This window comes from Pseudomonas asuensis (assembly GCF_014646755.1).
GTDB classification, from domain to species: domain Bacteria; phylum Pseudomonadota; class Gammaproteobacteria; order Pseudomonadales; family Pseudomonadaceae; genus Chryseomonas; species Chryseomonas asuensis.
This window is the reverse complement of record NZ_BMNW01000004.1, coordinates 330418-352704: the sequence shown is the minus strand read 5'-3', so window position 1 is coordinate 352704 and position 22287 is coordinate 330418. Positions and strand designations below refer to the sequence as shown.

23 protein-coding genes and 1 pseudogene are annotated in these 22287 nt (G+C 56.4%); 10 read left to right on the top strand and 14 right to left on the bottom strand.

Annotated features, from left to right (window positions below; genetic code table 11):
* Positions 1-6 precede the first annotated feature (6 nt).
* The 5 genes from IEX86_RS11160 to IEX86_RS11140 all read right to left on the bottom strand — a co-directional run bounded on the left by IEX86_RS11160 (position 7) and on the right by IEX86_RS11140 (position 3714).
* Positions 7-624: a TPM domain-containing protein gene (locus tag IEX86_RS11160; RefSeq protein ID WP_188866189.1), complete on the bottom strand. Its 618-nt coding sequence runs from the start codon at positions 622-624 to the stop codon at positions 7-9.
* Between the two features lie 15 nt (positions 625-639).
* Positions 640-1416: a TPM domain-containing protein gene (locus IEX86_RS11155; RefSeq protein ID WP_373290430.1), complete on the bottom strand. Its 777-nt coding sequence runs from the start codon at positions 1414-1416 to the stop codon at positions 640-642.
* Positions 1416-2024, bottom strand: coding sequence for a LemA family protein (locus IEX86_RS11150; RefSeq protein WP_373290429.1), 609 nt, complete (start codon positions 2022-2024; stop codon positions 1416-1418). Before IEX86_RS11150 ends, IEX86_RS11155 begins: the two co-directional genes overlap by 1 nt.
* 124 nt (positions 2025-2148) lie before the next feature.
* Positions 2149-3045, bottom strand: a complete 897-nt coding sequence (locus tag IEX86_RS11145; protein WP_188866187.1) for a TPM domain-containing protein — start codon at positions 3043-3045, stop codon at positions 2149-2151.
* Between the two features lie 453 nt (positions 3046-3498).
* On the bottom strand, positions 3499-3714 hold the full coding sequence (locus tag IEX86_RS11140) for a dodecin (protein WP_010796383.1): 216 nt from the start codon (positions 3712-3714) through the stop codon (positions 3499-3501).
* A gap of 179 nt (positions 3715-3893) precedes the next feature.
* On the opposite strand from IEX86_RS11140, the gene IEX86_RS11135 reads away from it, so the two are divergent.
* The gene (locus IEX86_RS11135; protein WP_188866186.1) at positions 3894-4214 is read left to right on the top strand and encodes an ElaB/YgaM/YqjD family protein; all 321 of its coding nucleotides are present in this window, start codon (positions 3894-3896) and stop codon (positions 4212-4214) included.
* Positions 4215-4261: 47 nt separating this feature from the next.
* Here the strand turns inward: IEX86_RS11135 and IEX86_RS11130 are convergent, their stop codons facing one another.
* Positions 4262-5149, bottom strand: coding sequence for a LysR family transcriptional regulator (locus tag IEX86_RS11130; protein WP_188866185.1), 888 nt, complete (start codon positions 5147-5149; stop codon positions 4262-4264).
* A gap of 103 nt (positions 5150-5252) precedes the next feature.
* On the opposite strand from IEX86_RS11130, the gene trpB reads away from it, so the two are divergent.
* Together trpB and trpA are read left to right on the top strand one after the other, a co-directional pair.
* Positions 5253-6461 (top strand): tryptophan synthase subunit beta, encoded by a 1209-nt coding sequence (gene trpB, locus IEX86_RS11125; RefSeq protein WP_188866184.1) that lies wholly within the window; start codon positions 5253-5255, stop codon positions 6459-6461.
* Positions 6458-7267, top strand: coding sequence for a tryptophan synthase subunit alpha (gene trpA / locus IEX86_RS11120; protein WP_188866183.1), 810 nt, complete (start codon positions 6458-6460; stop codon positions 7265-7267). Before trpB ends, trpA begins: the two co-directional genes overlap by 4 nt.
* Before the next feature lie 218 nt (positions 7268-7485).
* Here the strand turns inward: trpA and pbpG are convergent, their stop codons facing one another.
* Positions 7486-8406, bottom strand: a complete 921-nt coding sequence (gene pbpG, locus IEX86_RS11115) for a D-alanyl-D-alanine endopeptidase (protein WP_373290421.1) — start codon at positions 8404-8406, stop codon at positions 7486-7488.
* Between the two features lie 330 nt (positions 8407-8736).
* Between pbpG and IEX86_RS11110 the strand changes: the two genes are divergently transcribed.
* Positions 8737-9195 carry an anti-virulence regulator CigR family protein gene (locus IEX86_RS11110; protein WP_268239861.1) on the top strand — a complete coding sequence of 153 codons (459 nt, stop codon included), beginning with the start codon at positions 8737-8739 and terminating at the stop codon, positions 9193-9195.
* 99 nt (positions 9196-9294) lie between these two features.
* Here IEX86_RS11110 and IEX86_RS11105 read toward each other — a convergent pair whose 3' ends face one another.
* A complete protein-coding gene (locus tag IEX86_RS11105; protein ID WP_188866182.1) occupies positions 9295-9654 on the bottom strand; it encodes a DOPA 4,5-dioxygenase family protein in 360 nt (119 codons plus the stop codon).
* A 3-nt stretch (positions 9655-9657) separates the two neighbouring features.
* A complete protein-coding gene (locus IEX86_RS11100) occupies positions 9658-10674 on the bottom strand; it encodes a zinc-dependent alcohol dehydrogenase family protein (protein WP_188866181.1) in 1017 nt (338 codons plus the stop codon).
* A gap of 193 nt (positions 10675-10867) precedes the next feature.
* On the opposite strand from IEX86_RS11100, the gene IEX86_RS11095 reads away from it, so the two are divergent.
* Both IEX86_RS11095 and gloA2 read left to right on the top strand, forming a co-directional pair.
* Positions 10868-12037 (top strand): lactonase family protein, encoded by a 1170-nt coding sequence (locus tag IEX86_RS11095; protein WP_188866180.1) that lies wholly within the window; start codon positions 10868-10870, stop codon positions 12035-12037.
* On the top strand, positions 12037-12420 hold the full coding sequence (gene gloA2, locus IEX86_RS11090; protein WP_188866179.1) for an SMU1112c/YaeR family gloxylase I-like metalloprotein: 384 nt from the start codon (positions 12037-12039) through the stop codon (positions 12418-12420). Before IEX86_RS11095 ends, gloA2 begins: the two co-directional genes overlap by 1 nt.
* A gap of 63 nt (positions 12421-12483) precedes the next feature.
* Here gloA2 and IEX86_RS11085 read toward each other — a convergent pair whose 3' ends face one another.
* From IEX86_RS11085 to IEX86_RS11080, 3 genes and pseudogenes are all read right to left on the bottom strand, one after another.
* The gene (locus IEX86_RS11085; protein WP_444544329.1) at positions 12484-13542 is read right to left on the bottom strand and encodes a methyl-accepting chemotaxis protein; all 1059 of its coding nucleotides are present in this window, start codon (positions 13540-13542) and stop codon (positions 12484-12486) included.
* 24 nt (positions 13543-13566) lie between these two features.
* A pseudogene (locus IEX86_RS25910) lies at positions 13567-14109 on the bottom strand (MCP four helix bundle domain-containing protein); the annotation flags it as partial.
* Positions 14110-14212: 103 nt separating this feature from the next.
* Positions 14213-15154: a choline sulfate utilization transcriptional regulator gene (locus IEX86_RS11080; RefSeq protein WP_188866177.1), complete on the bottom strand. Its 942-nt coding sequence runs from the start codon at positions 15152-15154 to the stop codon at positions 14213-14215.
* 112 nt (positions 15155-15266) lie between these two features.
* On the opposite strand from IEX86_RS11080, the gene betC reads away from it, so the two are divergent.
* Positions 15267-16778 (top strand): choline-sulfatase, encoded by a 1512-nt coding sequence (gene betC, locus IEX86_RS11075; RefSeq protein WP_188866176.1) that lies wholly within the window; start codon positions 15267-15269, stop codon positions 16776-16778.
* A 68-nt stretch (positions 16779-16846) separates the two neighbouring features.
* The gene (locus IEX86_RS11070; RefSeq protein WP_188866175.1) at positions 16847-17767 is read left to right on the top strand and encodes a choline ABC transporter substrate-binding protein; all 921 of its coding nucleotides are present in this window, start codon (positions 16847-16849) and stop codon (positions 17765-17767) included.
* A 529-nt stretch (positions 17768-18296) separates the two neighbouring features.
* Here the strand turns inward: IEX86_RS11070 and IEX86_RS11065 are convergent.
* A complete protein-coding gene (locus tag IEX86_RS11065; protein WP_188866174.1) occupies positions 18297-18941 on the bottom strand; it encodes an HAD family hydrolase in 645 nt (214 codons plus the stop codon).
* A gap of 97 nt (positions 18942-19038) precedes the next feature.
* Here IEX86_RS11065 and IEX86_RS11060 point away from each other — a divergent pair, with 97 nt between their 5' ends.
* Together IEX86_RS11060 and IEX86_RS11055 are read left to right on the top strand one after the other, a co-directional pair.
* Positions 19039-19797, top strand: coding sequence for an SDR family oxidoreductase (locus tag IEX86_RS11060; RefSeq protein ID WP_188866173.1), 759 nt, complete (start codon positions 19039-19041; stop codon positions 19795-19797).
* A 125-nt stretch (positions 19798-19922) separates the two neighbouring features.
* On the top strand, positions 19923-20462 hold the full coding sequence (locus tag IEX86_RS11055; RefSeq protein ID WP_188866172.1) for a hypothetical protein: 540 nt from the start codon (positions 19923-19925) through the stop codon (positions 20460-20462).
* Positions 20463-20897: 435 nt separating this feature from the next.
* Here IEX86_RS11055 and IEX86_RS11050 read toward each other — a convergent pair whose 3' ends face one another.
* Positions 20898-22265: a glutamine synthetase family protein gene (locus IEX86_RS11050; RefSeq protein ID WP_188866171.1), complete on the bottom strand. Its 1368-nt coding sequence runs from the start codon at positions 22263-22265 to the stop codon at positions 20898-20900.
* Positions 22266-22287 lie beyond the last annotated feature (22 nt).

Genomic DNA, 22287 nt, shown 5'->3' with positions numbered 1-22287 from the left:
TGTCTCTCAGGACAGGATGATCAACCGATCCGGCAACTCATTACGCGTATGGGTAGCCGGCAGGTGGTGCTTCAGGTGCTCGCCGCATGCTTCGATACAGGTCAGAAAGCCCTGAAGCGTCTCGCCGCGGCGAATCTGTTGCGTAAAGGTTGCGATGATCGACTGCCAGGTTTCGTCACTCAGTTTTTGTGAAATTCCCCGATCCACCAGGATTTCCACATAGCGTTCGGCCTCGGAGACAAAGATCAGCATGCCGGTTTCGGCCTGAGTGTGGTGAAGGTTGTGCTCAAGAAATTGACGGCGTGCCAGGTTGGAGGCCCGCCAGCAGCGCACTTGCCGGGGAATCAGCCGCGTCGTGATAGCCGGAAGGCGAAAGATCAGGCTCAACACTATCAATGTTGCCCACTGGGTTAACAGCAATTCATGAGGGCTTAGCCAGCCAGGATAATAGTTGATTGCGCCCGGGATGATCAGTGCGATCAAGCTGGCCCAAAGCAGTGGAATATAGGTGTAGTCATCGGCTCGGGCTGCCAGCACGGTCACCAACTCTGCGTCGGTATCGCGCTCAACCCGAGTGATGGCTTCAGCGACCTGTCGCTGCTCGTGCTCGTTAAGTAATGTCATAGAGGTCCGCTCTCCTTACCAATCACCTGAAGCACCACCGCCGCCAAAGCTGCCGCCGCCTCCACCAAAACCACCTCCTCCAAAGCCGCCGCCCCCCGAGCGACCACCGCCGCCAAGAATGCTGCCAAGGATGGCACCGGTCAAAACCGAATTGCCTCGCCCGCCACGTCCACCACGGCCACCACCACCGCCCTTCATCATGAACAGGATGATAATGAACAAGACAATAAAGAGGATCGGTGTAGGGCGATCTTCACTTTCATGACGGACGTCTTGGGGCGTGGGGCGTGCAAGGGGGTCACCGCCTAGTACCTTGAGCATGGCACCAGTGCCTTCGCTGATACCTTGGGTAAACTGGCCCTGTCGGAATCGGGGAACAATCACTTGATTGATGATCAGGAAAGACTGCGCGTCCGTCAGCCGACCCTCCAATCCATAACCGACCTCAATCCGTACCTTGCGGTCATCCCGCGAGACAAGAAGCAGCGCGCCATTGTCCTTGCCCTTCTGCCCGATGCCCCAGTGTCGACCGAGCTGGTAGCCATATTCCTCAATGGGGCGGCCCTGAAGACTGGGAATGGTCGCGACCACGACCTGCTCGGTCGTCGCCTGTTCATGGGCCTTGAGCATCTGCTCCAGCCGAGCCTTGGTCTGAGTATCCAGCATTCCGGCTTGATCAACGACCCGTCCGGTCAGCGGTGGAAAATCGGGCTCCTGCTGGGCCTGTGCAAACGCAGCACAAGCCCAGAGCAAAAGCCATAGCGGAAACGCTTGGAGCAACCGGCGATCCATCATTGGTTAAAATTGACCTTGGGCGCCTGATCGGCATTAGGCGCCGTGGCCTTGAAGTTTTCCCGGACAGGCAGGTCGCCATAGAAAATCTTGTGCCAGATGCTGCCTGGGAACGTACGGATTTCAGTGTTATAGCGCTCGACCGAGGCGATAAAGTCGCGGCGGGCGACAGCAATACGGTTCTCGGTACCTTCCAGCTGGGATTGCAGAGCCATGAAGTTCTGATTGGACTTAAGGTCCGGATAACGCTCGGACACCACCATCAACCGACTCAGGGCGCCGCTCAGTTGCTGCTGGGCCTGGTCAAACTGCTGGAGTTTCTGCGGATCATTAAGCGTGCTGGCATCGACCTGAATAGACGTTGCCTTGGCGCGTGCCTCGATAACCGCCGTAAGGGTATCCTGTTCCTGCTTGGCGTAACCCTTTACGGTCTCTACCAGATTTGGGATGAGGTCGGCCCGGCGCTGATACTGGTTTTCCACCTGTGCCCATGCAGACTTCACCTGCTCGTCATAGGTAGGAATATTGTTGATGCCGCAGCCGCTCAAGAGCGAAGCCAGCACCGTGAAGACTGCGATCTTCCAGCTGAAGCGTAGTCTCTGGGTCATATACATTGCGTGTAGCTCTCCGTCTGTATTACCTGAATACGGGGTGACCAATACGATCATGGCTTCGTGATAACGAAGCGTACGTATGAGTTCGGATAGCGCGACCCCGTAAGAGTTCAGGCGATCAATCGCCGCCTCCACTATCGCCTCCACTATCGCCGCCACTGTCTCCTCCGCAATAACTCCAGGAATCGCCGCCTTCCGTGCTGTCTGTGCTTACCTCACAGCTGTCACTGCTGTCGAAACCAGCCATTCGATAGCGGTCATCCTCATCGTCATCCAAGGCATAACCGGAAGAGGTATCTGTTGAGGCGTAGAGTACGTAACTCTCATATTCCTCGGTTTTGCCGGCGCGCCTTGCGCTACCGGCAATACTCTTTTTAGGGCGGTAATACCGTTTACGCCTGGGATGTAGGGTAAACCGCACAGGGACATGACGAATAACGATGAATATTGCTCCCCCTGCTAGAACCAGCCACACAAGGGTTTTGAGCGAAATAGAGGGCAGACTGAGCAGCGGTGCTGATTTGACGCCTTCATAGGTGATCGGCTGGAGAGCCATTGACGCATCATCCAGTGTTGCGATGATGGCGGTTGCACCCTGGCTTACCCCCTTGTTGTAGTCCCCTGCGTCAAACGCAGGAATGACCTTCTCGTCAAGAATGCTCTGGGATATAGCATCGGTCAGCGCGGACTTCAGACCCGCTCCGACCTCAAGGTGCACCTTGTTTTCATTGCAGGCATAAACCAGCAGGATCCCGTTGTCCTTTCCTATCACACCAACGCCCCAATGACGTTCAAGCCGATGGGCGTACTCTTCGATCGTCAGGCCGTCGAGGCTGGGCAGCGTTACCACAATGATCTGGTTCGATGTGGCCTGCTCATACCGATGAAGCTGGTGCCTGAGCCTGGACTGCGTGAGTGCATTCAGTAGATGAGCGTTGTCCACAACACGTCCGGTCAGTGCCGGGAAATCAGGTCTTGTATCCGCCTGACATGGCAGGCAAACCAGTAAACCCATCAGACATCTTGTAGCAAGCGATTTAATGACAGGAGCAGAGAATAGGATCTGCCAATAGGAATGCATGATAACGCTGACCTCCCAGGTCGATAGACGCCGCAGCGCCTTGCCACTCCGTGGCATGAGCAATACATTCAAGGATAAACAATCAAGCCGCTTGGGAATGTGACGCTGTTCCGCTAGAGGCGCAGGCAGGAGGTATCCGCCTGTTAATACAGGTCAGCGGCCTGCACGAAGGACGTGTCACGCTCGGATATCAAAGCAAGCAATCGCCTGTTATCAAGCAGAAGACGAGGGAGAAGTAGAAGGGAGATACAACGGGGCTGCACGGGGGTTGATACCGGATCGGCACGTTGGCCGCTGCGCTATCACCTGCCGGGCAGCCCCGGAAAGTTCTCGCAGCAATAGAGCGTTTCGTCGCTTATTGGTTCACTGCGAGACCTTTTCATCAGATCAGCTGTTTTCGATACGGAAACCGATTTTCAGCGTTACCTGGTAATGCGCCACCTTGCCGTCCTGAATATGACCGCGCGTCTCGGCGACTTCAAACCACTCCATGTTCTTGATGGACTTGCTGGTCTCCGCCAGGGCGTTGTTGATGGCATCTTCAACGCTGGTAGTGGAGGAGCCGACAATTTCCAGCTTCTTGTACGTGTGATGATCAGACATGAAAACCTCCTGGTTAGAGTTGGCCACTCACCTGGCCAAGGAAAGAACTGTGTGTTTAATGAGGCTCATCAAACCGTGGATTAGTTCAGTGTGTATAAGTGTTGATCAGGTTTACGTCGCACTTTCCCCGCTGGGTGAAGTCAGACCCGAAACACCCAATGAAACAGGAGGTTCACGCCATGGCTCGTAACAGTTCCTATCAGGCAACCCTTGAAAATCTTGAAGACCAGATCCAGACATTGAAAGATTCTCTGTCTTCCTTGAAGCGCAGCGCTTCAGCGGAGTCCCGTCATTCATTGAAGTCCTTCAGGGACAACACCAGCCACGCGCTGCACCGTTCGGGTGAGAGCCTGGAAGACTTTTATGACGAAGCACGCGTACTGGCCTTAGAAGCCAGCAAAATCGCCGGGACGAGTGTGCGCAAGCACCCTTGGGCTACTGTAGGCGTGGTCGCCGGACTGACTGTTCTGGCTGGCTGGTGGCTCCTGCGCGACGAGTAATGTCGCCTTTTTCGCCGCCCGCCTTGCCGGGCGGCGACGACCCTTTCCTACTCTTCTGCCAAGGCTGTCTTCAGCCACTGCGCAAGGCGCTGGGCGCGCTGATCCGCCAGCCGCCCCGGCACCCACAGGGCCAAAACCGCTTCTGTCTCGACGAACCCCCACGGCGCTATCAGCCGCCCTGCAGTCAGGTCTCCAGCCACTAGCGGTTTAGGCGCAATGGCGACTCCCAGCCCAGCCACAGCAGCTTCCAATAGATAATAAAGATGCTCGAAACCTGCGCCAAAGCTCAGGCTGCTTGCCGATAAGCCATGGCGCTCTGCCCAGGCGGGCCATGCCTGTGGGCGGGAGACGGTATGCAACAGCGGCTCGCCCAGTAGCGCATCGGGTGAGGCATTGTGGAACGTAGAGGCATGGGCATAGCGAGGACTGACGACAGGACCAATGCACTCGGGCGCAAGCACATGCACCTGCATGTCCGGTGGTGCAGCGGGTTCGGCAAACAGGAGCGTGGCATTCAGGCCGGGGCGGCGTGGGTCCAGCTCACCTTCACTGGTGGACAGGCTCAGGCGCAGGTCAGGCAACTCCCGGTTGAGCCTGTCCAGCCGTGGAATAAACCAGCGAGCCAGAAGACTGCCCGAGCAGCCCAGTACGAAAGGCGCATCGTTGGCACCGCGCTTGAGATCAGCGCATATGCTGCGTAGCCGCTCGAACGCTTCGGCGCTGGCGTCCCGCAGTCGAAGACCCGCTTCAGTCAGCGCAAGACCTCGCCCTTCCCTGACGAACAACACTACGCCTAGCTGTTCCTCCAAGGCACGGATCTGGCGGCTCACTGCGCCATGGGTAACAAACAGCTCTGCCCCTGCCTTACTAACGCTACCTAGACGGGCCGCAGCTTCGAAGGCACGCAAGGCATTAAGAGGCGGTAATTCGTTCATCCAATGACCTGTGAGTTTTTCTAACAGATAGGCGCTATCTTATCGATTTATTCCTGCCGGGTAACCAGTTAGTGTGGATGTCATATTCACAGGGAGCTTTCCCATGACCGAAATGACGTACAGCCAAGGCCCTGATGCACAGGGCATGTTTGGCCAGTTTGGTGGCCGCTACGTGGCCGAAACCCTGATGCCGCTGGTTCTTGACCTTGAGCGTGAATACACCGCTGCAATGAAGGATCAGGCGTTTCTGGATGAGCTGGCCTATTTCCAGCGTGACTACATTGGCCGCCCCAATCCGTTGTATTTTGCCGAGCGCCTGACCGAGCATTTTGGTGGCGCCAAGATCTACCTGAAGCGCGAAGAGCTGAATCACACTGGCGCGCACAAGATCAACAACTGCATCGGCCAGATTCTCCTGGCCAAACGCATGGGCAAGACACGCATCATTGCGGAGACTGGCGCCGGCATGCACGGCGTTGCCACGGCTACCGTAGCCGCCCGCTTCGGCTTGCCTTGCGTGATCTACATGGGCACCACGGACATTGATCGCCAGCAGGCCAACGTCTTTCGCATGAAGCTCCTGGGTGCGACGGTGATTCCGGTCACGGCGGGCACGGGTACGCTCAAGGATGCGATGAACGAAGCCCTGCGCGACTGGGTAACCAACGTTGCCGATACTTTCTATCTGATCGGCACGGTTGCCGGTCCGCACCCCTACCCCGCCATGGTCCGTGACTTCCAGGCTGTGATCGGTCGTGAAGCCAAGGCGCAGATTCTGGAAAAGGAAGGCCGCCTGCCTGACAGCCTGATTGCTTGCGTAGGTGGAGGCTCCAATGCCATGGGCCTGTTCCATGAGTTTGTGGACGACAAGGACGTGGCGATTATTGGTATCGAAGCTGGCGGTCACGGTGTAACTACCAACAAGCACGCCGCTAGCCTGAGCGGAGGCGTTCCTGGCGTCCTGCATGGCAACCGCACGTTCCTCTTGCAGGACGATGACGGTCAGATCACTGATGCGCATTCTATCTCTGCGGGCCTGGACTACCCCGGCATTGGCCCGGAGCATGCCTGGCTGCATGACATGAAGCGCGTTGAGTATGTGCCGATCAATGACGACGAGGCACTGGCCGCCTTTCACCAGACCTGCCGTCTAGAGGGCATCATTCCGGCGCTGGAATCCGCTCACGCTCTGGCCGAAGCCTACAAGCGCGCGCCTACGCTGCCAAAGGATCACATCATGATCGTCTGCCTCTCCGGCCGTGGCGACAAGGATATGCAAACCGTGATGAGTCATCTGGGAGATAAGTTATGAGCCGCCTGGAAGCCCGCTTTGCCCAGCTGAAGCAAGAAGGCCGCGCTGCACTCGTCACCTATACCACGGGCGGTGATCCGGACTACGCGACCTCGCTGGCGATCCTAAAGGGCCTGCCCAAGGCGGGTGCTGATGTGATCGAACTGGGCATGCCCTTTACCGATCCCATGGCGGATGGCCCGGCCATTCAGGCCGCAGCCCTGCGTGCACTGAAGAACGGACAGACCCTGGCAAAGACGCTGGACATGGTGCGTGAATTTCGCCAGGAAGAGGCCGAAACGCCGCTCGTGCTGATGGGCTACTACAATCCGATCCACCGCTACGGTGTAGAGCGCTTCCTGGCCGAGGCCAAGGAGGCCGGCGTAGATGGTTTGATCGTGGTGGATCTACCACCCGAGCACGACGCCGAACTGTGCGATCCGGCCCAGGCGGTAGGGATCGATTTTATTCGCCTGACCACACCCACGACAGACAACAACCGTTTGCCGCGTGTGCTCAATAGCAGCTCGGGCTTTGTGTATTACGTGTCGGTAGCCGGTGTTACCGGTGCCGGTTCGGCCACAGGTGAGCATATCGAACATGCTGTCGCGCGGCTGCGCCAGTTCACCCAGCTGCCACTGTGCGTAGGCTTTGGTATTCGTACCCCAGAGCAGGCCAAAGTGGTTGCTCAGTTGGCCGAGGGCGTAGTCGTAGGTTCGGCCCTGGTCGATCAAATCGCCAATGCGCAAAATAGCGCTGAAGCAGTAGACGGTGTGCTGGGCCTGTGCGGCAGCCTGGCAGAAGCGGTACGCAGTGCGAGACGATAATGGAGAAGCATTGGGGGGATGGGGCTCGCCGGGCTCAGACCACCTTATGAGTTCTTAAGGCTTAGGCATTGCATCCTGGTGCTTTGACGTTGCTAGATACTGTCCATAGGGCATTAGCCATGAACAAAAAAGCCGCTGCAGATACAGCGGCTTTTTTCCGGGTAGGATGGGTTTAGCGAAGCGATACCCGTCTGCCTCTCGCCTCTCCTTCCCTTCGCTTACTGCGCCGCCACTGCCTGGCGAGCGGCCATATGGCGCTGCTGCTTGTAAGCCTTGGCAACCTCCGGAATGGGAGTGACCTTGCCGGTCTCTATCCATTTGCGCAGACGGTTAGCGTCAGCCATGTGGGTGTATTTACCAAAGGCATCCAGTACCACGAATGCAACCGGGCGGTTATTCATGACCGTACGCATGACCAGACAATGACCCGCTGCGTTGGTAAAGCCGGTCTTGGTAACCTGAATATTCCAGTCGCTCTTGCCTACCAAGTGGTTAGTGTTATGAAAACCCAAGGTGTAGTTGGGCTTGCGGAACGCCACAGTCTTCTCTTGCGTGGTGCTTAATTGACCAATCAGCGGATAGTTTCGAGTGGCCTGGAGCAGTTTAACCAGGTCACGGGCGGTCGAGACGTTATTCAGGGACAGACCCGTCGGCTCGGTATAATGGGTGTTGGTCATACCCAGCGCACGCGCCTTGGCGTTCATGGCTGCAACAAAGGCCTTCACACCGCCCGGGTAATGCTCGGCCAGACTGGTGGCAGCACGGTTTTCTGAGGACATCAGCGCCAGCAACAGCATGTCATGACGGCTGATCTCGCTGCCCAGACGCACACGCGAATACACACCGCGCATTTCCGGCACATCATCAATTTTAATGGCCAGCATTTCATCCATGGGCTGCCTGGCGTCCAGGGTGACCATGGCGGTCATCAGCTTAGTGACGGATGCAATGGGCGCTACGACATCGGGGTTGCTGGAATACAAGGGCTGACCCGTCTGCATGTCGACCAATAGGGCACTGCCCGAGGCCAGCTCTTGCCGCATCGGCACAGTAGCCTTGGCCTCTGCTGCACTGACACTCGCAGCTCCCAGGCTGCCCCCAATCAATACAGCACTCAATACGAGAGAAAGATATTTCACGTGAATATCGTCCGGCTGAAAAGGTGAATAGCGGACTTGACCTGTCTGGCATACCAGCGAGCACAGCGTAGACAGGTGCCAAGTCCGGCGCAGCGGCAGTATAAGGGGCACCCTCCCAGGCTATGGAACCCCCTTAACCAAGTTTTTTCGTGGCGCGAAGGTAAAGGTTTGCTGACATAGCGCTCTGACGACGCGGATGGCGATAGACTGAAAACAGCCCATGCCGTTAGTAACGGATTGTTTTGAATCAGGATCCTCTAAATCGCCATGTGGGAGACCACCATGAATCGCATGAAAAAAGCCATCGCCAGCGTATGCGTTACGTTGTGTGTGGGATCCTCACTTGTGCTGGCTGCGCCGCCGGATCAAATGAACGGACCGCAGGGCAGCGGCAAGGAACACGGTCAGGGCGCGCAGATGCCGCACGGCCAGGACCATAAAGGCGGTTCTGCCCAGTCGAAGGGTAGCCAGGGCAATCAAGGACATGGTGGTCCGCAGGCCAGCCAGGGCCATGGTAAACGGTTACCTCCACAGGATTTCAGCCCGGTACGTGAAACCATTCGGGCCCACAAGGGCGAGATCGGCCGCGGCTCACCGCTTCCGCCGGGGCTGGTGATCGCCAAGGGCAAGCCACTGCCCCATGGATATGGCAAGCCGCTGCCGCCCGGCATCGCCAGGCAGCTACCCCGCTATGAGGGTTATGAATGGCGCCGCTTGGGCACGGATATGGTGCTGATCGCCATCACGACCGGTATCGTGTATGAGGTCCTGCACAACGTGCTGGATTGATTGGTCAATCCTTTGAGTGGTGGCGCAGTAACCCTGCGTTAGTGCACCTTTGCCTAGACTGAAGCAGCCCGTGGTGCCGCACAGTGCGTCATCACAGGCTTACTGAAAGTCATATTGCACGGGTTCTTCGGGTAGCACGGACAGGTCAAGCGGCCTTACCGCACCCATCCAGAGGGCATGGTCGCGGTGATCGGCACGATCATGGCCTGTCACGGGATGGAGAAAGATCACCAGCCCGTTCCGGTTGAGCGCAAGCCAGGGCACCACATCAGCGAATACCTCTGGGCGAAACGACAGCTGACAGCTCCAGTCCGGGTGAAGACCGACCGGTCGTTGATGGACCCGGCCCATCGTCACAGCAAAGCGGCGCGCGGCCTCTTCGCATAACGCCTGAGCCTGCGCCAGTGTCGCTGCGTCGAAATAGACGTGGGCGTGGTAGCCCTGGATAGCAACTGTCATGCGTTATCCTTCGAACCGGATAACAACCTTGCCCACATGGCTCTGGCCATCCATGTAGCGATAGGCCGCTTCGGCTTCTTCGAAGCTGAAAACCTTGTCGATTACTGGCTCGATGCGATGAAGAGCAATGGCGCGGTTCATGGCGTCGAACATTTCCCGGGAGCCAACGTAGATGCCTTCCAGGACTACGGAGCGCTGAATAAGCGCCGCCGGGTTGATCTCCCCACCCGTCAGCACACCGATCAGGTGCGTGGCACCACCAGGGCGAGTGGAGCGCAGCGAGCGAGGCAACGTACCGGCACCGCCCACTTCAACCACATGGTCTACCCCAATGCCGTCAGTGAGATTGAGAACCTGCTCCTGCCATTCCGGGTGCTGCTTGTAGTTCACGGTTTCGTGAGCGCCCAGGGCTTTGGCTTTTTGCAGCTTTTCATCGCTGGATGAAGTAATGATGGTGCGTGCTCCGGCCGCATGAGCGAATTGCAGGCCGAAAATAGAGACCCCGCCTGTGCCAAGCAGCAATACAGTCTGGCCGGCTACCAGTGGCTGAACACTGCCGAACAGCGCATGCCAGGCTGTTACGCCAGCGCAGGGCAAGGTTGCACCGGCTTCATAGGAGAGATGCTCGGGTAGCGTCACTACACCGTTCTGGTCGAACAGCACGTACTCGGAAAGCACCCCATCGATAGCGCCGCCCAGTGCTGAAGCACTGTGAGTAGGGTCCAGGTGGCCGCCGATCCAGGTCTGCATGAAGATACCAGCAACACGATCGCCTACCTTCACACGGTCGACATCATCCCCAATCTCCACCACTTCGCCCGCACCGTCAGACAGCGGCACCAGATCCTTGGGCAGACCGCCGCGCGCATAGCGGCCCGTCGCGACCATGAGGTCACGGTAGTTCAGCGAGGCGGCTTTCATTTTGACCAGGACTTGGCCGCGTCCCGGTTTGGGCGTATCACGTTCGCGCAGGGTCAGGTCGCCATAAGATTCGGCTTTAGGCAGGCAATAGAAACGCATTGTGCTCTCCTGTTTGAGAAATGAGCGGGCTCAGGGCCGCCACAGAATAAGGTTCAAACCGTTACACTTGGGTCGGACCGCATGGAAACGACGAAGCTCAACAGAATGTGTCATAAAGCGAACTGATATTACCGGTTCAGGTCTGTTAGCTAACTTTTTGCCCATGCCTCACTGATCAGAATGAGTAAACGCTATGAAGCTGCCCTCTTTGCTACCACTGTTCCTGCTCGCACCACTGACCGGCATTGCGACTACCGCCAGTGCTGAGCCGGGACTGTACAACCTGCTGGTAGGAACCTATACCAACGGCAGTAGCCAGGGGCTTTATGTCTACCGATTCGACAGTCGCGCTGGGCAGGTTACCGGCCCGCTGCGTGTCGTCAAGGCCTCCAATCCGTCTTACCTTACGCTTGCACGCGACGGCCGTACCGTATTTGTCGTCAACGAGAATGGTCGTGGCAGCCAGGGCGATGACATTGGCCGCACCACGTCCTATCGCTTCGATCCAGAAAGCGGCCGGCTGCAACAAATCAGTCAGGTCAAGACGCTGGGTGATCACCCAACCCATTCAACGCTCAGTCCAGATGGGCAATTCCTGTTCGTTGCCAACTATTCTGTCGAGCCGGAAGGCTCCCTGGTGGCATTGCCGGTGCAAAGCAACGGTGTGCTAAGCCCGGTTGCCCAAATCGAATTCTTCCAGGCCAGCAATACCCATCCCGAGCGGCAGACGTCCGGCCATGTCCACGGAGTGACCTTCACACCCGATGGTCAGTATCTGTTTTCGCCGGATTTGGGGGCTGATAAAGTCTTTGCTTATCGCTACAACCCTGCAAAGCAGGAACGTCCCCTGTCTCCTGCCGAGACGCCCTACACGCCGGTTCCTTCAGGTAGTGGCCCACGTCATATCGTCTTCAGCGGTGATGGCCGCTTCGCCTACCTGACGCTTGAGCTGACCGGGCAAGTCATGGTGTTCGCCCATGAAAACGGCGCACTGCGACAGTTACAGGTCTACACCTTGGCGCCGGAAGGTTTCAGCGGCAAGGTAGGAGCAGGCGCCATCCATCTCTCCAACGATGGCCGCTTCCTCTACGCTGCCAACCGGGGCGACGACAACCATATCGATGTGTTTGCCGTCGATCCGGTGGAAGGCACGCTAACCTTTGTTGATCGCCGCTCCGTCAACGGTCGCGAGCCCCGCGAGTTCAGCATTGATCCGACGGGACGCTACATGCTGGTAGCTAACCAGGGCAGCAGCCAGCTGAAGGTCTTTGCGCGTGATCCGCAGACTGGCAAGCTGGGCGAAGAGTTACAAAGCGTCGACGTAGCCATGCCATCCGACCTGAAGTTTGTGGCGGTGCCCTGATGTTCGACTGTTTGCACCATGTGGCGCTGATCTGCTCTGACTACCCTACCTCCAAGCGCTTCTATACCGAAGTGCTAGGGCTCAAGGTGATAGCCGAAACCTTTCGTGAGGCCCGGCAGTCCTGGAAGCTGGACCTGGCTATTGGTGAACATGCCCAGCTTGAGCTGTTTTCCTTTCCGGACGCGCCGCTGCGCCCTTCACGGCCGGAAGCGCAAGGGCTGCGGCATCTGTCCTTTGCCGTAGAAGACCTGGATGCCGCCGTTGCGCATCTCAAGCAGCATGACGTTGCCGTAGAGCCTATTCGGGTAGACGAGCTGACGCAGAAACGCTTTACCTTTTTCAGCGATCCAGACGACCTGCCTCTTGAACTCTACGAGCGCTAGGGAGCCGTCATCGGGCAATAAAAAAGGCAGCTCCTGGAGCTGCCTTTTTCGTGGGCGTCAGCGTTAGATCTCGAAGCGTTTCACCAGACCGTTCAGGTCCACCGCCAGGCGAGACAGCTCCGCGCTAGCCGCATTGCACTGGGCAGCACCTGTAGCCGATTGGGACGCCAGGTCACGGATGTTGACGAGGTTACGGTCCACTTCACGAGACACCTGCGCCTGCTCTTCCGACGCGCTGGCAATCACGACGTTGCGCTCGTTGATCTCGGCAATGAGCTGGGTGATTTCTTCAAGCGCTGCACCGGCAGACTGGGCGATCGCCAACGTGTTTTGCGCTTGGCTGGCGCTGCTCTGCATGGACGTCACCGCTTCCTGCGTACCGCCTTGAATAGCGCTGATCATCTGTTCGATTTCGCGAGTGGATGACTGAGTGCGATGTGCCAGGGCGCGTACTTCATCGGCCACAACCGCAAAGCCACGACCTGCTTCACCGGCCCGTGCCGCCTCGATGGCTGCGTTCAGGGCCAGCAGGTTAGTCTGCTCGGCAATGGCTCGGATCACGTCCAGTACCTTGCCGATATCGTGGGCTTGTTCTGCCAAACCGCTGACCAGTGTGGACGTCTTGTCCACCTCGCCAGCCATGTGCTCAATGGCTGTAACTGTGTTATCAACCTTGATGCGGCCTTCGTGAGCAGCCTGCGCCGAGCGCTTGGACGATTCGGAGGTGGACACGGCGTTACGGGCCACTTCCTCGACAGCGGTGCTCATCTGGGTCACGGCAGTCGCAGCCTGCTCGATCTCGTGGTTCTGCTGGGTCAGGTTCATGGATGAGCTTTCCGTAACCAGATTCAGCTCTTCTGCCGCAGAGGCCAGTTGTGTGGAGGACGAGGAGATCTGTTCGAGCGCATCACGCAGGTTGCCCTGCATGACGGCGAGGGATTCGAGCAGCTGCCCTACTTCATCCTTGCCTTCTACCTGAACCGGCACACTCAGGTTGCCAGAGGCTACGGCGCGTGCACTGCTCACGGCCTGACCCAGCGGACGTACGATGCTGCGGCTCATGACCCAGGCCAGTAATATGGTGATTACAAACGCCAGAGCGATGGCAAGGCCAACGCCCAGCTTACCGGCGTTATAGGCTGCCTCCGCCTTGTCGGCGGCCTTGCCGGATTCGTCTGCGCTGAGCACGGCCAGCTTCTTGAGCTGGGCTGCCATCTGGTTGGCGTATTCGTTCAGACTCTTGTTGAGTATGGCCGAGGCTGATGGCATATCGCCCGCCAGTGCCAGGCGTGTTACTTCAGCCTGATCGGTAAGATACTTGTCCTGCCACTGCTTGAATTGTGCATAAGCCTCTTTTTCGGAGTCCAGTACCAGGAGCGTTTCATAGCGGGCCTGAGTATCGCGAAGACTTGCCTTGATCTCGCCCGCCTTTTGGCTGTCTTCCTGGCGACGCTGCGTCGTATCCGCAGTAAACAGGCGCAAGGTGAAGACACGGATACGCATCATGTCCATGTTGATCTCGCCCAGCGCATTGATAGCCGGCAACCAATGCGCATCAACCTGCCGTGACTGCTCACGCATGTTGCTCATCTGGCTCATTGAAAACAGGCCGAGCCCTAGAACGATAAGCGCCATCAGGCCAAAGCCTGCAGCCAGGCGGGGAGCGATTTTCAGAGTGCGTAACGCCATGAGTTCATCCTCAAGAACAAGTAGGCAGAAAGCCTTTGCTTGTCCTATCGGTCCAGGCGCTATTAGCTTGATAGACTTTTTACATATCGCAATACAGTGTTTTTCATACACTGAGGCGAAAGCGGTCTAGCACAAGGGTTTCACCGTTGACCTCATTATGCAGCCATCCGACGAACTGCTCGACCAGCCTGCCCCGCCGCTTCCGCTCGGGAATCAATGCATGATAGCCATAGGCGGACGTGGCGCATTCGGTGATTGGCCGACATAGCAACCCTTGCTCGACCAGATTGTCCACCAAATGCCGCCAGCCAATTGCAACGCCCTGGCCGGCAATGGCAGCCTGAATCACCAGCGTGTAATTATCAAAGCTCAGCACCGCTGGAATCGGTGGCGCCTGAATATCCAGTGCCTGGAAGAGCCCCTTCCAGTCGAACCACTTGCTTGAAAGCTCCGGTTTCAAATGCAGCATGGGCAGACTGGCCAGCGTCTGTTTGGGGAGCGGTAGCGTCATGCTCTGAACGAGACGCGGACTACAGACCGGGAAAACCTCTTCTCGAAACAAGGCCAGCGACTCACCGTGCTTGAAGCGACCATCGCCAAAGGTCAGGGCTACATCGATATTTTGCAGATTCGGCCCTGGCATGCGGTCGCTGGTAATAAGGCTGACGTCCAGCTCAGGGTGCAATGCGTGAAAGCGCGGCAGGCGAGGCATTAGCCAATAGGCCGCAAAGGCAAAGTCAGTGGCTACGTTCAACATTTCATGAGGCGCCCGGTGAGTGATGGCCGCAATGCCTGTGTCGATACTGTCCAGTCCTGTCTGCACATGCTCCAGGAGTAATGCGCCAGCGGCAGTCAGCGTAATGCCTCGGTAAACACGATCGAACAGGCGCACTGCCAGCTGCTGCTCCAGCCGCTTGATCTGCTGACTGATGGCAGGCTGTGTCATGCCCAGTTCAGCCGCAGCAGCCGTGAAACTCAGGTGCCGGGCCGCCGCCTCGAAGAGGCGTAAACAGTCAAGCGATAACGGCTCATCCGCTACTGTCATAAGCCCTCCTTATCCAACCTATGCGTTTCCATGTGGTTTACCCATCAACCTCATAGGGTTGACTATGGTTTTACGCACTATCGCATAACTTCCCAGCATAGGACGCGCAGCAATGAAGCAACCCAATATCCTGTTCATCATGGCCGACCAAATGGCGGCACCGCTGCTGCCCTTATACAGATCCGATTCACCTATCCACGTACCCAACCTGCAGCGTTTGGCCGAGCAGGCAGTTGTCTTCGACTCCGCCTATTGCAACAGCCCGTTGTGCGCGCCCTCTCGCTTTGTCCTGATGAGCGGCCAACTGCCCTCAAAAATCGGCGCTTACGACAACGCCGCCGATTTTCCCGCTGATATTCCTACTTACGCGCACTACCTGCGTCGCCTGGGCTATCGCACCGCCCTCTCCGGCAAAATGCACTTCTGCGGGCCGGATCAGCTGCATGGTTTCGAAGAGCGTTTAACCAGCGACATCTATCCGGCCGATTACGGTTGGGCAGTGAACTGGGACGAGCCGGAGGTGCGTGCAAGCTGGTATCACAACATGTCATCCGTGCTGCAGGCCGGGCCTTCCATCCGCACCAATCAGCTGGACTTTGATGAGGAAGTTGTTTTCAAGGCGCAGCAGTACCTCTACGACCATGTCCGTCGCGGTAGCGATGAGCCCTTCTGTCTTACGGTCTCCATGACCCATCCGCACGATCCGTACACCATCACCAAGGAATTCTGGGACCTGTACGAAGAGACGGACATCGCGCTGCCAAGCGTAACCCTGGAGCAGAGCGAGCAAGATCCACACAGTCAGCGTTTGCTCAAGGTGGTCGATCTCTGGGACAAACCCCTGCCCGAGCAGAAGGTTCGTGATGCACGACGTGCCTACTATGGTGCTTGCAGCTACGTAGACGCCAATATCGGCAAGCTGCTCAAGACGCTTGATGAGTGCGGTCTGGCAGATGACACCATCATTGTGTTCTCTGGTGATCACGGCGACATGTTGGGTGAGCGTGGCCTCTGGTACAAGATGCACTGGTTTGAGATGTCTGCCCGCGTACCGCTGATCGTTCATGCGCCCAAGCATTTCGCAGCCCGCCATGTAAGCGCATCGGTCTCAACCATGGACCTATTACCAACACTGGTTGAGTTAGCCGGAGGAAATATTCAGGAAGGCCTGCCCCTGGATGGTCGCTCGCTTCTGCCACACCTGGAAAATCGTGAAGGCCACGATGAGGTAATCGGTGAATACATGGCCGAAGGTACAGACAGCCCGCTGATGATGATTCGACGCGGCCGTTACAAGTTCATCTACTCCGAGCGGGATCCCCTACTCCTGTTTGATCTCGTCAATGATCCACAGGAGCTGGAAAACCTGGCCGCTGCCAGCGAGTACCAATCCGTGCTGGAAGCCTTCGTTCAAGAGGCCCGCGCCCGCTGGGATATGCCTCGCATTCATGCCGAAGTACTAGCCAGTCAGCGCCGCCGCCGCTTTGTGGCTGAAGCCCTGGGCAAGGGAGTTCGTACCAGTTGGGATCACCAGCCATTCGTGGATGCAAGCCAGCAATACATGCGTAATCACATCGACCTGGACGATCTGGAGCGTCGCGCGCGTTACCCCCAACCACTATAAGCAAGGGTTGCCCTAAGCGCGTTGACGGGCCACTGTAGAACCGATAACCACAGCTGAAGGACGCACGCATGAAATCGATACCCACGCTTCTAATGATGGGCGCCGTCATGTTTGGCGCGCAGGCCCAGGCCGAAGACGCCGCTTGCGGTACTGTAAAACTGGCCGATCCGGGTTGGAGCGATATCTCTACCACCAATGCCGTAGCGGGCTTTCTGCTTGAGTCACTGGGCTACCAGAGCAAGGTCGATACGCTTTCCGTGCCTATTGTGTTTGGTGGTTTGAAAGACGGCAAAATTGATGCCTTTTTAGGTAACTGGATGCCTGCGCAGCAAGGTTATTACGATGAGTTTGTTAAAAGTGGCCAGGTAATTGACCTCAAACAAAACCTGAGCGGGACTGAATTTACCCTTGCCGTGCCCAAATACGTGTGGGAGGCCGGAGTAAAAGACTTTGGTGACCTTGCCAAGCATGCAGGCAAATTCAATAAGAAAGTCTATGGCATCGGCTCAGGTGCACCGGGCAACCAATCGATCCAGAAAATAATCGATGGCAACGAGTTTAACCTGGGTGATTGGCAGCTGGTGGAGTCCAGCGAGCAGGCCATGCTGGCGCAGGTGGGTCGCTCCGTGAAGCGCAATCAGTGGGTTGTCTTTCTGGGGTGGACGCCTCATCCGATGAATATCAATTACGACATGAAGTACCTCACCGGTGGTGAGAAATACTTTGGCGAGGCGGGCACGGTTCATACATTGACGCGCAAAGGGTATGCCGAGCAATGCCCAAACGTAGGCCGACTACTCTCTAACCTGTCGTTCACGTTGGATATGGAAAACGCCATCATGAACGAAGTGGTCGAGAAAAAGACCAGCTACGCTGATTCCGTGCAGAACTGGCTTAAAGCCAATCCCGAGGCCATTGAGCCCTGGCTGCAAGGTGTAAAAACCAAGGACGGCAGCGACGCGCTGGCAGCGGTCAAGGCAAAGCTCTAACGCTTATGAGTAGAGCGGGACGGAGCGTACCTCTGTACCCGTTTTTACGCATGCCAGGAGATGAGTGGTGCTCGCAAAGAGCGCCCCTTTTCATAAAATCGTTACAACGGTCCGATACCTTTTCCGCTCCGCCTGGGGCACCTCAGTCGTCTCTCGTACTGGCTACAACCCGCATATTTCCTGCCTTTCGCTCGCTTATGAAACGTCATACGTCAGACATCGTATGAGTTAAATTGCTGTGCAAGATACGCCAATAAATAGTCATACTTATTCCGCTTGGATTAAGCGGTTAATAGAGGTCTTTATCTTGTTGTGTAGTGCGCTATAAATGACGCTACACGCGTTTTGACTGCGCATGACAGGGCAGATCTTTGATATGGAGAGGAAGCTGTAATGTAAGCGAAGCGAGATCTATCGCTGCTTGGCGGCTCCAGGTCCGCCTGAGGCCCTTAGCCCCGTTGACAGGTATCGCTTCGCTATTGGGTAGGTCACATGGTTCTGTAGGGTGGGTGGCGTAGAGCGATGCGCATCAAATCAATGCCCTGCTCAGCTCTTCCAGTGTTTCAAACACAAACCGAGGGGCTTCCGCCTCCAACTCCGTGCGGCCCCCGTAGCCGTAGCACACACCGGCTGCGTCTACGCCATTACGTCGGGCACCTATCAGGTCATGCTTGCGGTCGCCGATCATCAGGCAGGTCTCGGGCTGTAATCTTTCCGTTTCCAGCACATGCTTGATCAGCTCGCCCTTATCCGTACGTGTGCCATCTAGCTCGCTGCCATAAATAGCGTTGAAATATCCTGTCAGCTCAAAGTGGCGCGCGATCTCATTGGCAAACACCCAAGGCTTGGACGTCACTACATACAGGCGGTACCCCTTCTCTTTGAGCGCTGCCAACGTCTCGCGGATGCCTGGGTACGGTGTGTTTTCATACAGACCCTTCTCTTTAAAGCGCACCCGGTAATGCTCAACGGCTTTCCAGGCCTGGGCATCGTCAAACCCGTAGGACGCCATGAATGCACTGTGTAGCGGCGGGCCGATAAAGTGAGTAAGCGTGTCTGGATCGGGCTCAGTAATACCCATTTGGGTTAGCGCGTATTGAATGGACAGCGTGATGCCGAGCTTGGGGTCAGTCAGCGTACCGTCCAGATCGAACAGAAGGTTGGTATAAGGCATGGGACTCTCTTGTCGATGCTGTGGATAACAGAGCCTACCCTAACCGCGCAGGCTGGTTTAGGCTCAGACCTCCCCTAATAAAAAGAAGGATTCATGCATGAACGCAGCCGGTAAAGTCGCGCTTGTCACCGGGGCCTCCCAAGGGATCGGCAAGGCTGTTGCCCAGGCCCTGCTGGACGATGGCTACCGCGTCGTCATCGCTGCCCGTCGCGAAGCGCCGTTGCAGGCGTTTGTGCAAGAGGCTAAAGCTGTAGGTCAGGAGGCTCTGGCTGTTGTATGCGATGTGACGGACGAACAAAGCGTAGACGCGCTGTTCGAGCGCATCAAATCAACTTATGGCCGGCTCGATGTGTTGTTCAACAATGCAGGCATTGGCGCCCAAGCCGTGCCTATCGACGAACTGGACGTCAGCGCCTGGCGCGCCACGGTCGACACCAACCTGACCGGCGTCTTTCTGTGCAGCCGCGCCGCCTTCCGCCTTATGCGTCACCAGAAGCCTCGCGGCGGCCGCATCATCAACAACGGCTCCATCTCCGCCCATGCTCCGCGCCCCTTCAGTGTGGCCTATACCGCTACCAAACATGCCATCACCGGCCTTACCAAATCCCTCTCCCTCGACGGCCGCGCTTATGACATTGCGTGCAGCCAGATCGACATCGGCAACGCTGCCACCGAGATGACCGAGCGCATGAGCACAGGCATTCTGCAAGCCAACGGCGAAAAAGCCATCGAGCCACGAATGGACGTGCAGCATGTAGCGGACGCAGTGCGTTATATGGCCGGTTTGCCGCTGGAGGCGAATGTGCAGTTTATGACGGTGATGGCAACGAAGATGCCGTATGTGGGGCGGGGGTAATACTTAACCAGTAATTTATGAACTCGTTATTTAGAGTTTACTAGCTGTCTTTTTGGGCGGGAGCATGCATTCAAGAAATGATGTATATAAAACTCCTTAACTAATTAATGGTCTAGGAATTCCGCATGAGGTTTTGGTTATTCTTTATCGCGTTAATACTAATTGGTATGTGGTGCGGCCTCAGTGAGATTTTGCTTGGATATATAGATTTATCCTTGGCAAGTTTAAAGCTTCCTAAAAATACAGCTGAATATGGTGATTCTTTAGGTATTTTAAATGGCCTGTTTTCAGCAGTAGCAATATTTCTTGCGCTTATAGCCGTTCTTTTACAAGGTAAGGAGTTAAAAGCTTCCACTAGAGCACAAAATGAACAAGCGGAAGCACTTTTAAAACAAATTATATATCAAAAAGAGTTAAATGATAGAAACTTAGAAATTTCTACCACCATGCTACAGCAACTTAGGCAGCAGCAAATCAAGAATCAGATTCATATTTTACAGGCAAAGCAGCAGTATCATTCTTCAGAAATAGATAGGATGGACAAGGTGCTGGAGAAAATTTCTGGAAATAGAGAAAAAGCGGATCTTTTTGAAAGCTGTGTTGCAAAGAAAAAAGAACACATACATGAGCTTAATAATATTAAAAAGGAAATGAGTAATTTGTAGTTAAAGATAAAATATTGGTGGCTATAAAAAGTGGTTTTGGATTTTAAAATTATTAATTTTATATTGGAGTTGAAAAAATTTGCTCGTGTCGCCAACTAAGCATAACAATGTTTATTGTCCTGTGATATCAGTATCTTCATTCCATGCTGCTTACTCCGTTATGTACAATTAATCGATTTATGGCCTTTCGCTTCAGACTACGGCTTAGCTATTTACGGTCTACCTCAACCTGTTGGGCTTGGTCCTCTTAGTTTTAACGAGCATTGGGGGGATGACGTATATATTAGCTCGGCTCAGATTCAAGAAATTTACCTCATCCAGCCTCTCAAACTAGACACAGTGCAGCCGCGTCCACACCACATTTCTGCTGCTCCCTTCCAAATAGGGTGTGCTTCTCTTTAGCCTGATGACTTTATTCACTGTTTCACCGCGTCATCACACATGCGTCAAATACCACCGCCAATCCTGCTCCCCTACCTCCCCCATGAACTGACGGTACTCGGCCCATTTAATGGCGAGATAGACCTTCAAGAACTCCTCACCCAAAGCCTCCCGTGCCCAGGTTGAAGTTTCCAGACTGCGCAGCGCCGTGAGCCAATCGGTGGGCAGGGTTTCGCGGGCTTGTTGATAGCCGTTGCCGGTGATGGGCTCGCCGGGATCGATTTCTTCACGAATCCCCTTATGAATACCGGAGAGGATCGCGGCGGCGGCAAGATACGGGTTGGCGTCGGCGCCGCAGATGCGGTGCTCGATGTGGCGGCTATGTGCCGGGCCACCAGGAATACGGAAAGAGACGGTGCGGTTGTTAACACCCCAGCTCTTGGCCAGCGGGGCGTAGCTGTTGGTCTGGAAACGACGGAACGAGTTGGCGTTGGGGCAGAAGATCGCCAAGGCGTCATTCAGCGTGGTCATCATGCCGCCAATGCTGTGGCGCAGTAACGGCGTACCGTATGGGTCTTCGCTAGCCATAAGGTTGTTACCGTTGGCATCGGCAAGGCTGACATGCATATGCAGGCCGCTGCCCGTCAAGTCGCCAAAGGGCTTGGCCATAAAGCAGGCCTGTAAACCGTGCCGGTTGGCCACGCCACGGACCAGCCGCTTGTAGCGCACGCCCTCGTCCACCGCCTGCAGCGCATCGAGGCGGTGCTCCAGGGTCAGTTCGATCTGGGATGGAGCGTATTCGGAGATGGCCGTGCGTACCGGCAGCCCTTGTACTTGGCAGGCGGCGTACAGGTCATCCAAAAACGGCTGTAGCTGCTCCAGCTCATATACCCCGTATACCTGCGGGGCCTGCGGGCGGATGCCATTTATTTGCACGGCAGGCTGCGGGCGACCCTGGGCGTCGCGCTGCTTGTCCAGCAGATAGAACTCAAGCTCTACCGCCATGACTGGGTAATAACCGTCCGCCTTGAGTCGATCCACGGTGCGCACCAGCACATGCCGAGGGTCCGCCGGTGTGGCAGGCAGGCCCTTCTCCGGGTGCATGCTCACCTGCACTTGCCCGGTAGGCACGGTGCGCCAGGGTTGCAGCGTCAGACTGCCGGACAGTGGATAGGTCCAGCAGTCGGCATCCGCCACGTCCCAGACGAGCCCTGTTTCGTCGACGTCCTCCCCCTGGATGGTCAGCGCCAGGATAGAGCTGGGCAATGGGCGACCATTCTCGTAGATGGCCAGCAGCTCATCGCGATGCAGGAGCTTGCCGCGTGGAACGCCGTTGGCGTCGATCAGTATCAGCTCGATGCTGCGCACGTCAGGGTGCTGGACAAGAAAATCGCGGGCTTCCTGGGGATCGGCAAAGGTCATGATCAGGCTCTTGTTGTTGGAG

Excerpts from the sequence above, each read along its gene's own strand:
- IEX86_RS11155 (WP_373290430.1), bottom strand. The coding sequence starts at position 1,416 with ATGGATCGCCGGTTGCTCCAAGCGTTTCCGCTATGGCTTTTGCTCTGG.
- trpB (WP_188866184.1), top strand. The coding sequence starts at position 5,253 with ATGACCGAAATGACGTACAGCCAAGGCCCTGATGCACAGGGCATGTTT.
- IEX86_RS11050 (WP_188866171.1), bottom strand. The coding sequence starts at position 22,265 with ATGACCTTTGCCGATCCCCAGGAAGCCCGCGATTTTCTTGTCCAGCAC.
- IEX86_RS11095 (WP_188866180.1), top strand. The coding sequence starts at position 10,868 with ATGAAGCTGCCCTCTTTGCTACCACTGTTCCTGCTCGCACCACTGACC.
- IEX86_RS11150 (WP_373290429.1), bottom strand. The coding sequence starts at position 2,024 with ATGACCCAGAGACTACGCTTCAGCTGGAAGATCGCAGTCTTCACGGTG.
- IEX86_RS11080 (WP_188866177.1), bottom strand. The coding sequence starts at position 15,154 with ATGACAGTAGCGGATGAGCCGTTATCGCTTGACTGTTTACGCCTCTTC.
- IEX86_RS11070 (WP_188866175.1), top strand. The coding sequence starts at position 16,847 with ATGAAATCGATACCCACGCTTCTAATGATGGGCGCCGTCATGTTTGGC.
- IEX86_RS11140 (WP_010796383.1), bottom strand. The coding sequence starts at position 3,714 with ATGTCTGATCATCACACGTACAAGAAGCTGGAAATTGTCGGCTCCTCC.
- IEX86_RS11055 (WP_188866172.1), top strand. The coding sequence starts at position 19,923 with ATGAGGTTTTGGTTATTCTTTATCGCGTTAATACTAATTGGTATGTGG.
- gloA2 (WP_188866179.1), top strand. The coding sequence starts at position 12,037 with ATGTTCGACTGTTTGCACCATGTGGCGCTGATCTGCTCTGACTACCCT.
- IEX86_RS11065 (WP_188866174.1), bottom strand. The coding sequence starts at position 18,941 with ATGCCTTATACCAACCTTCTGTTCGATCTGGACGGTACGCTGACTGAC.
- IEX86_RS11135 (WP_188866186.1), top strand. The coding sequence starts at position 3,894 with ATGGCTCGTAACAGTTCCTATCAGGCAACCCTTGAAAATCTTGAAGAC.
- IEX86_RS11105 (WP_188866182.1), bottom strand. The coding sequence starts at position 9,654 with ATGACAGTTGCTATCCAGGGCTACCACGCCCACGTCTATTTCGACGCA.
- betC (WP_188866176.1), top strand. The coding sequence starts at position 15,267 with ATGAAGCAACCCAATATCCTGTTCATCATGGCCGACCAAATGGCGGCA.
- IEX86_RS11100 (WP_188866181.1), bottom strand. The coding sequence starts at position 10,674 with ATGCGTTTCTATTGCCTGCCTAAAGCCGAATCTTATGGCGACCTGACC.
- IEX86_RS11060 (WP_188866173.1), top strand. The coding sequence starts at position 19,039 with ATGAACGCAGCCGGTAAAGTCGCGCTTGTCACCGGGGCCTCCCAAGGG.
- trpA (WP_188866183.1), top strand. The coding sequence starts at position 6,458 with ATGAGCCGCCTGGAAGCCCGCTTTGCCCAGCTGAAGCAAGAAGGCCGC.
- IEX86_RS11145 (WP_188866187.1), bottom strand. The coding sequence starts at position 3,045 with ATGGGTTTACTGGTTTGCCTGCCATGTCAGGCGGATACAAGACCTGAT.
- IEX86_RS11160 (WP_188866189.1), bottom strand. The coding sequence starts at position 624 with ATGACATTACTTAACGAGCACGAGCAGCGACAGGTCGCTGAAGCCATC.
- IEX86_RS11130 (WP_188866185.1), bottom strand. The coding sequence starts at position 5,149 with ATGAACGAATTACCGCCTCTTAATGCCTTGCGTGCCTTCGAAGCTGCG.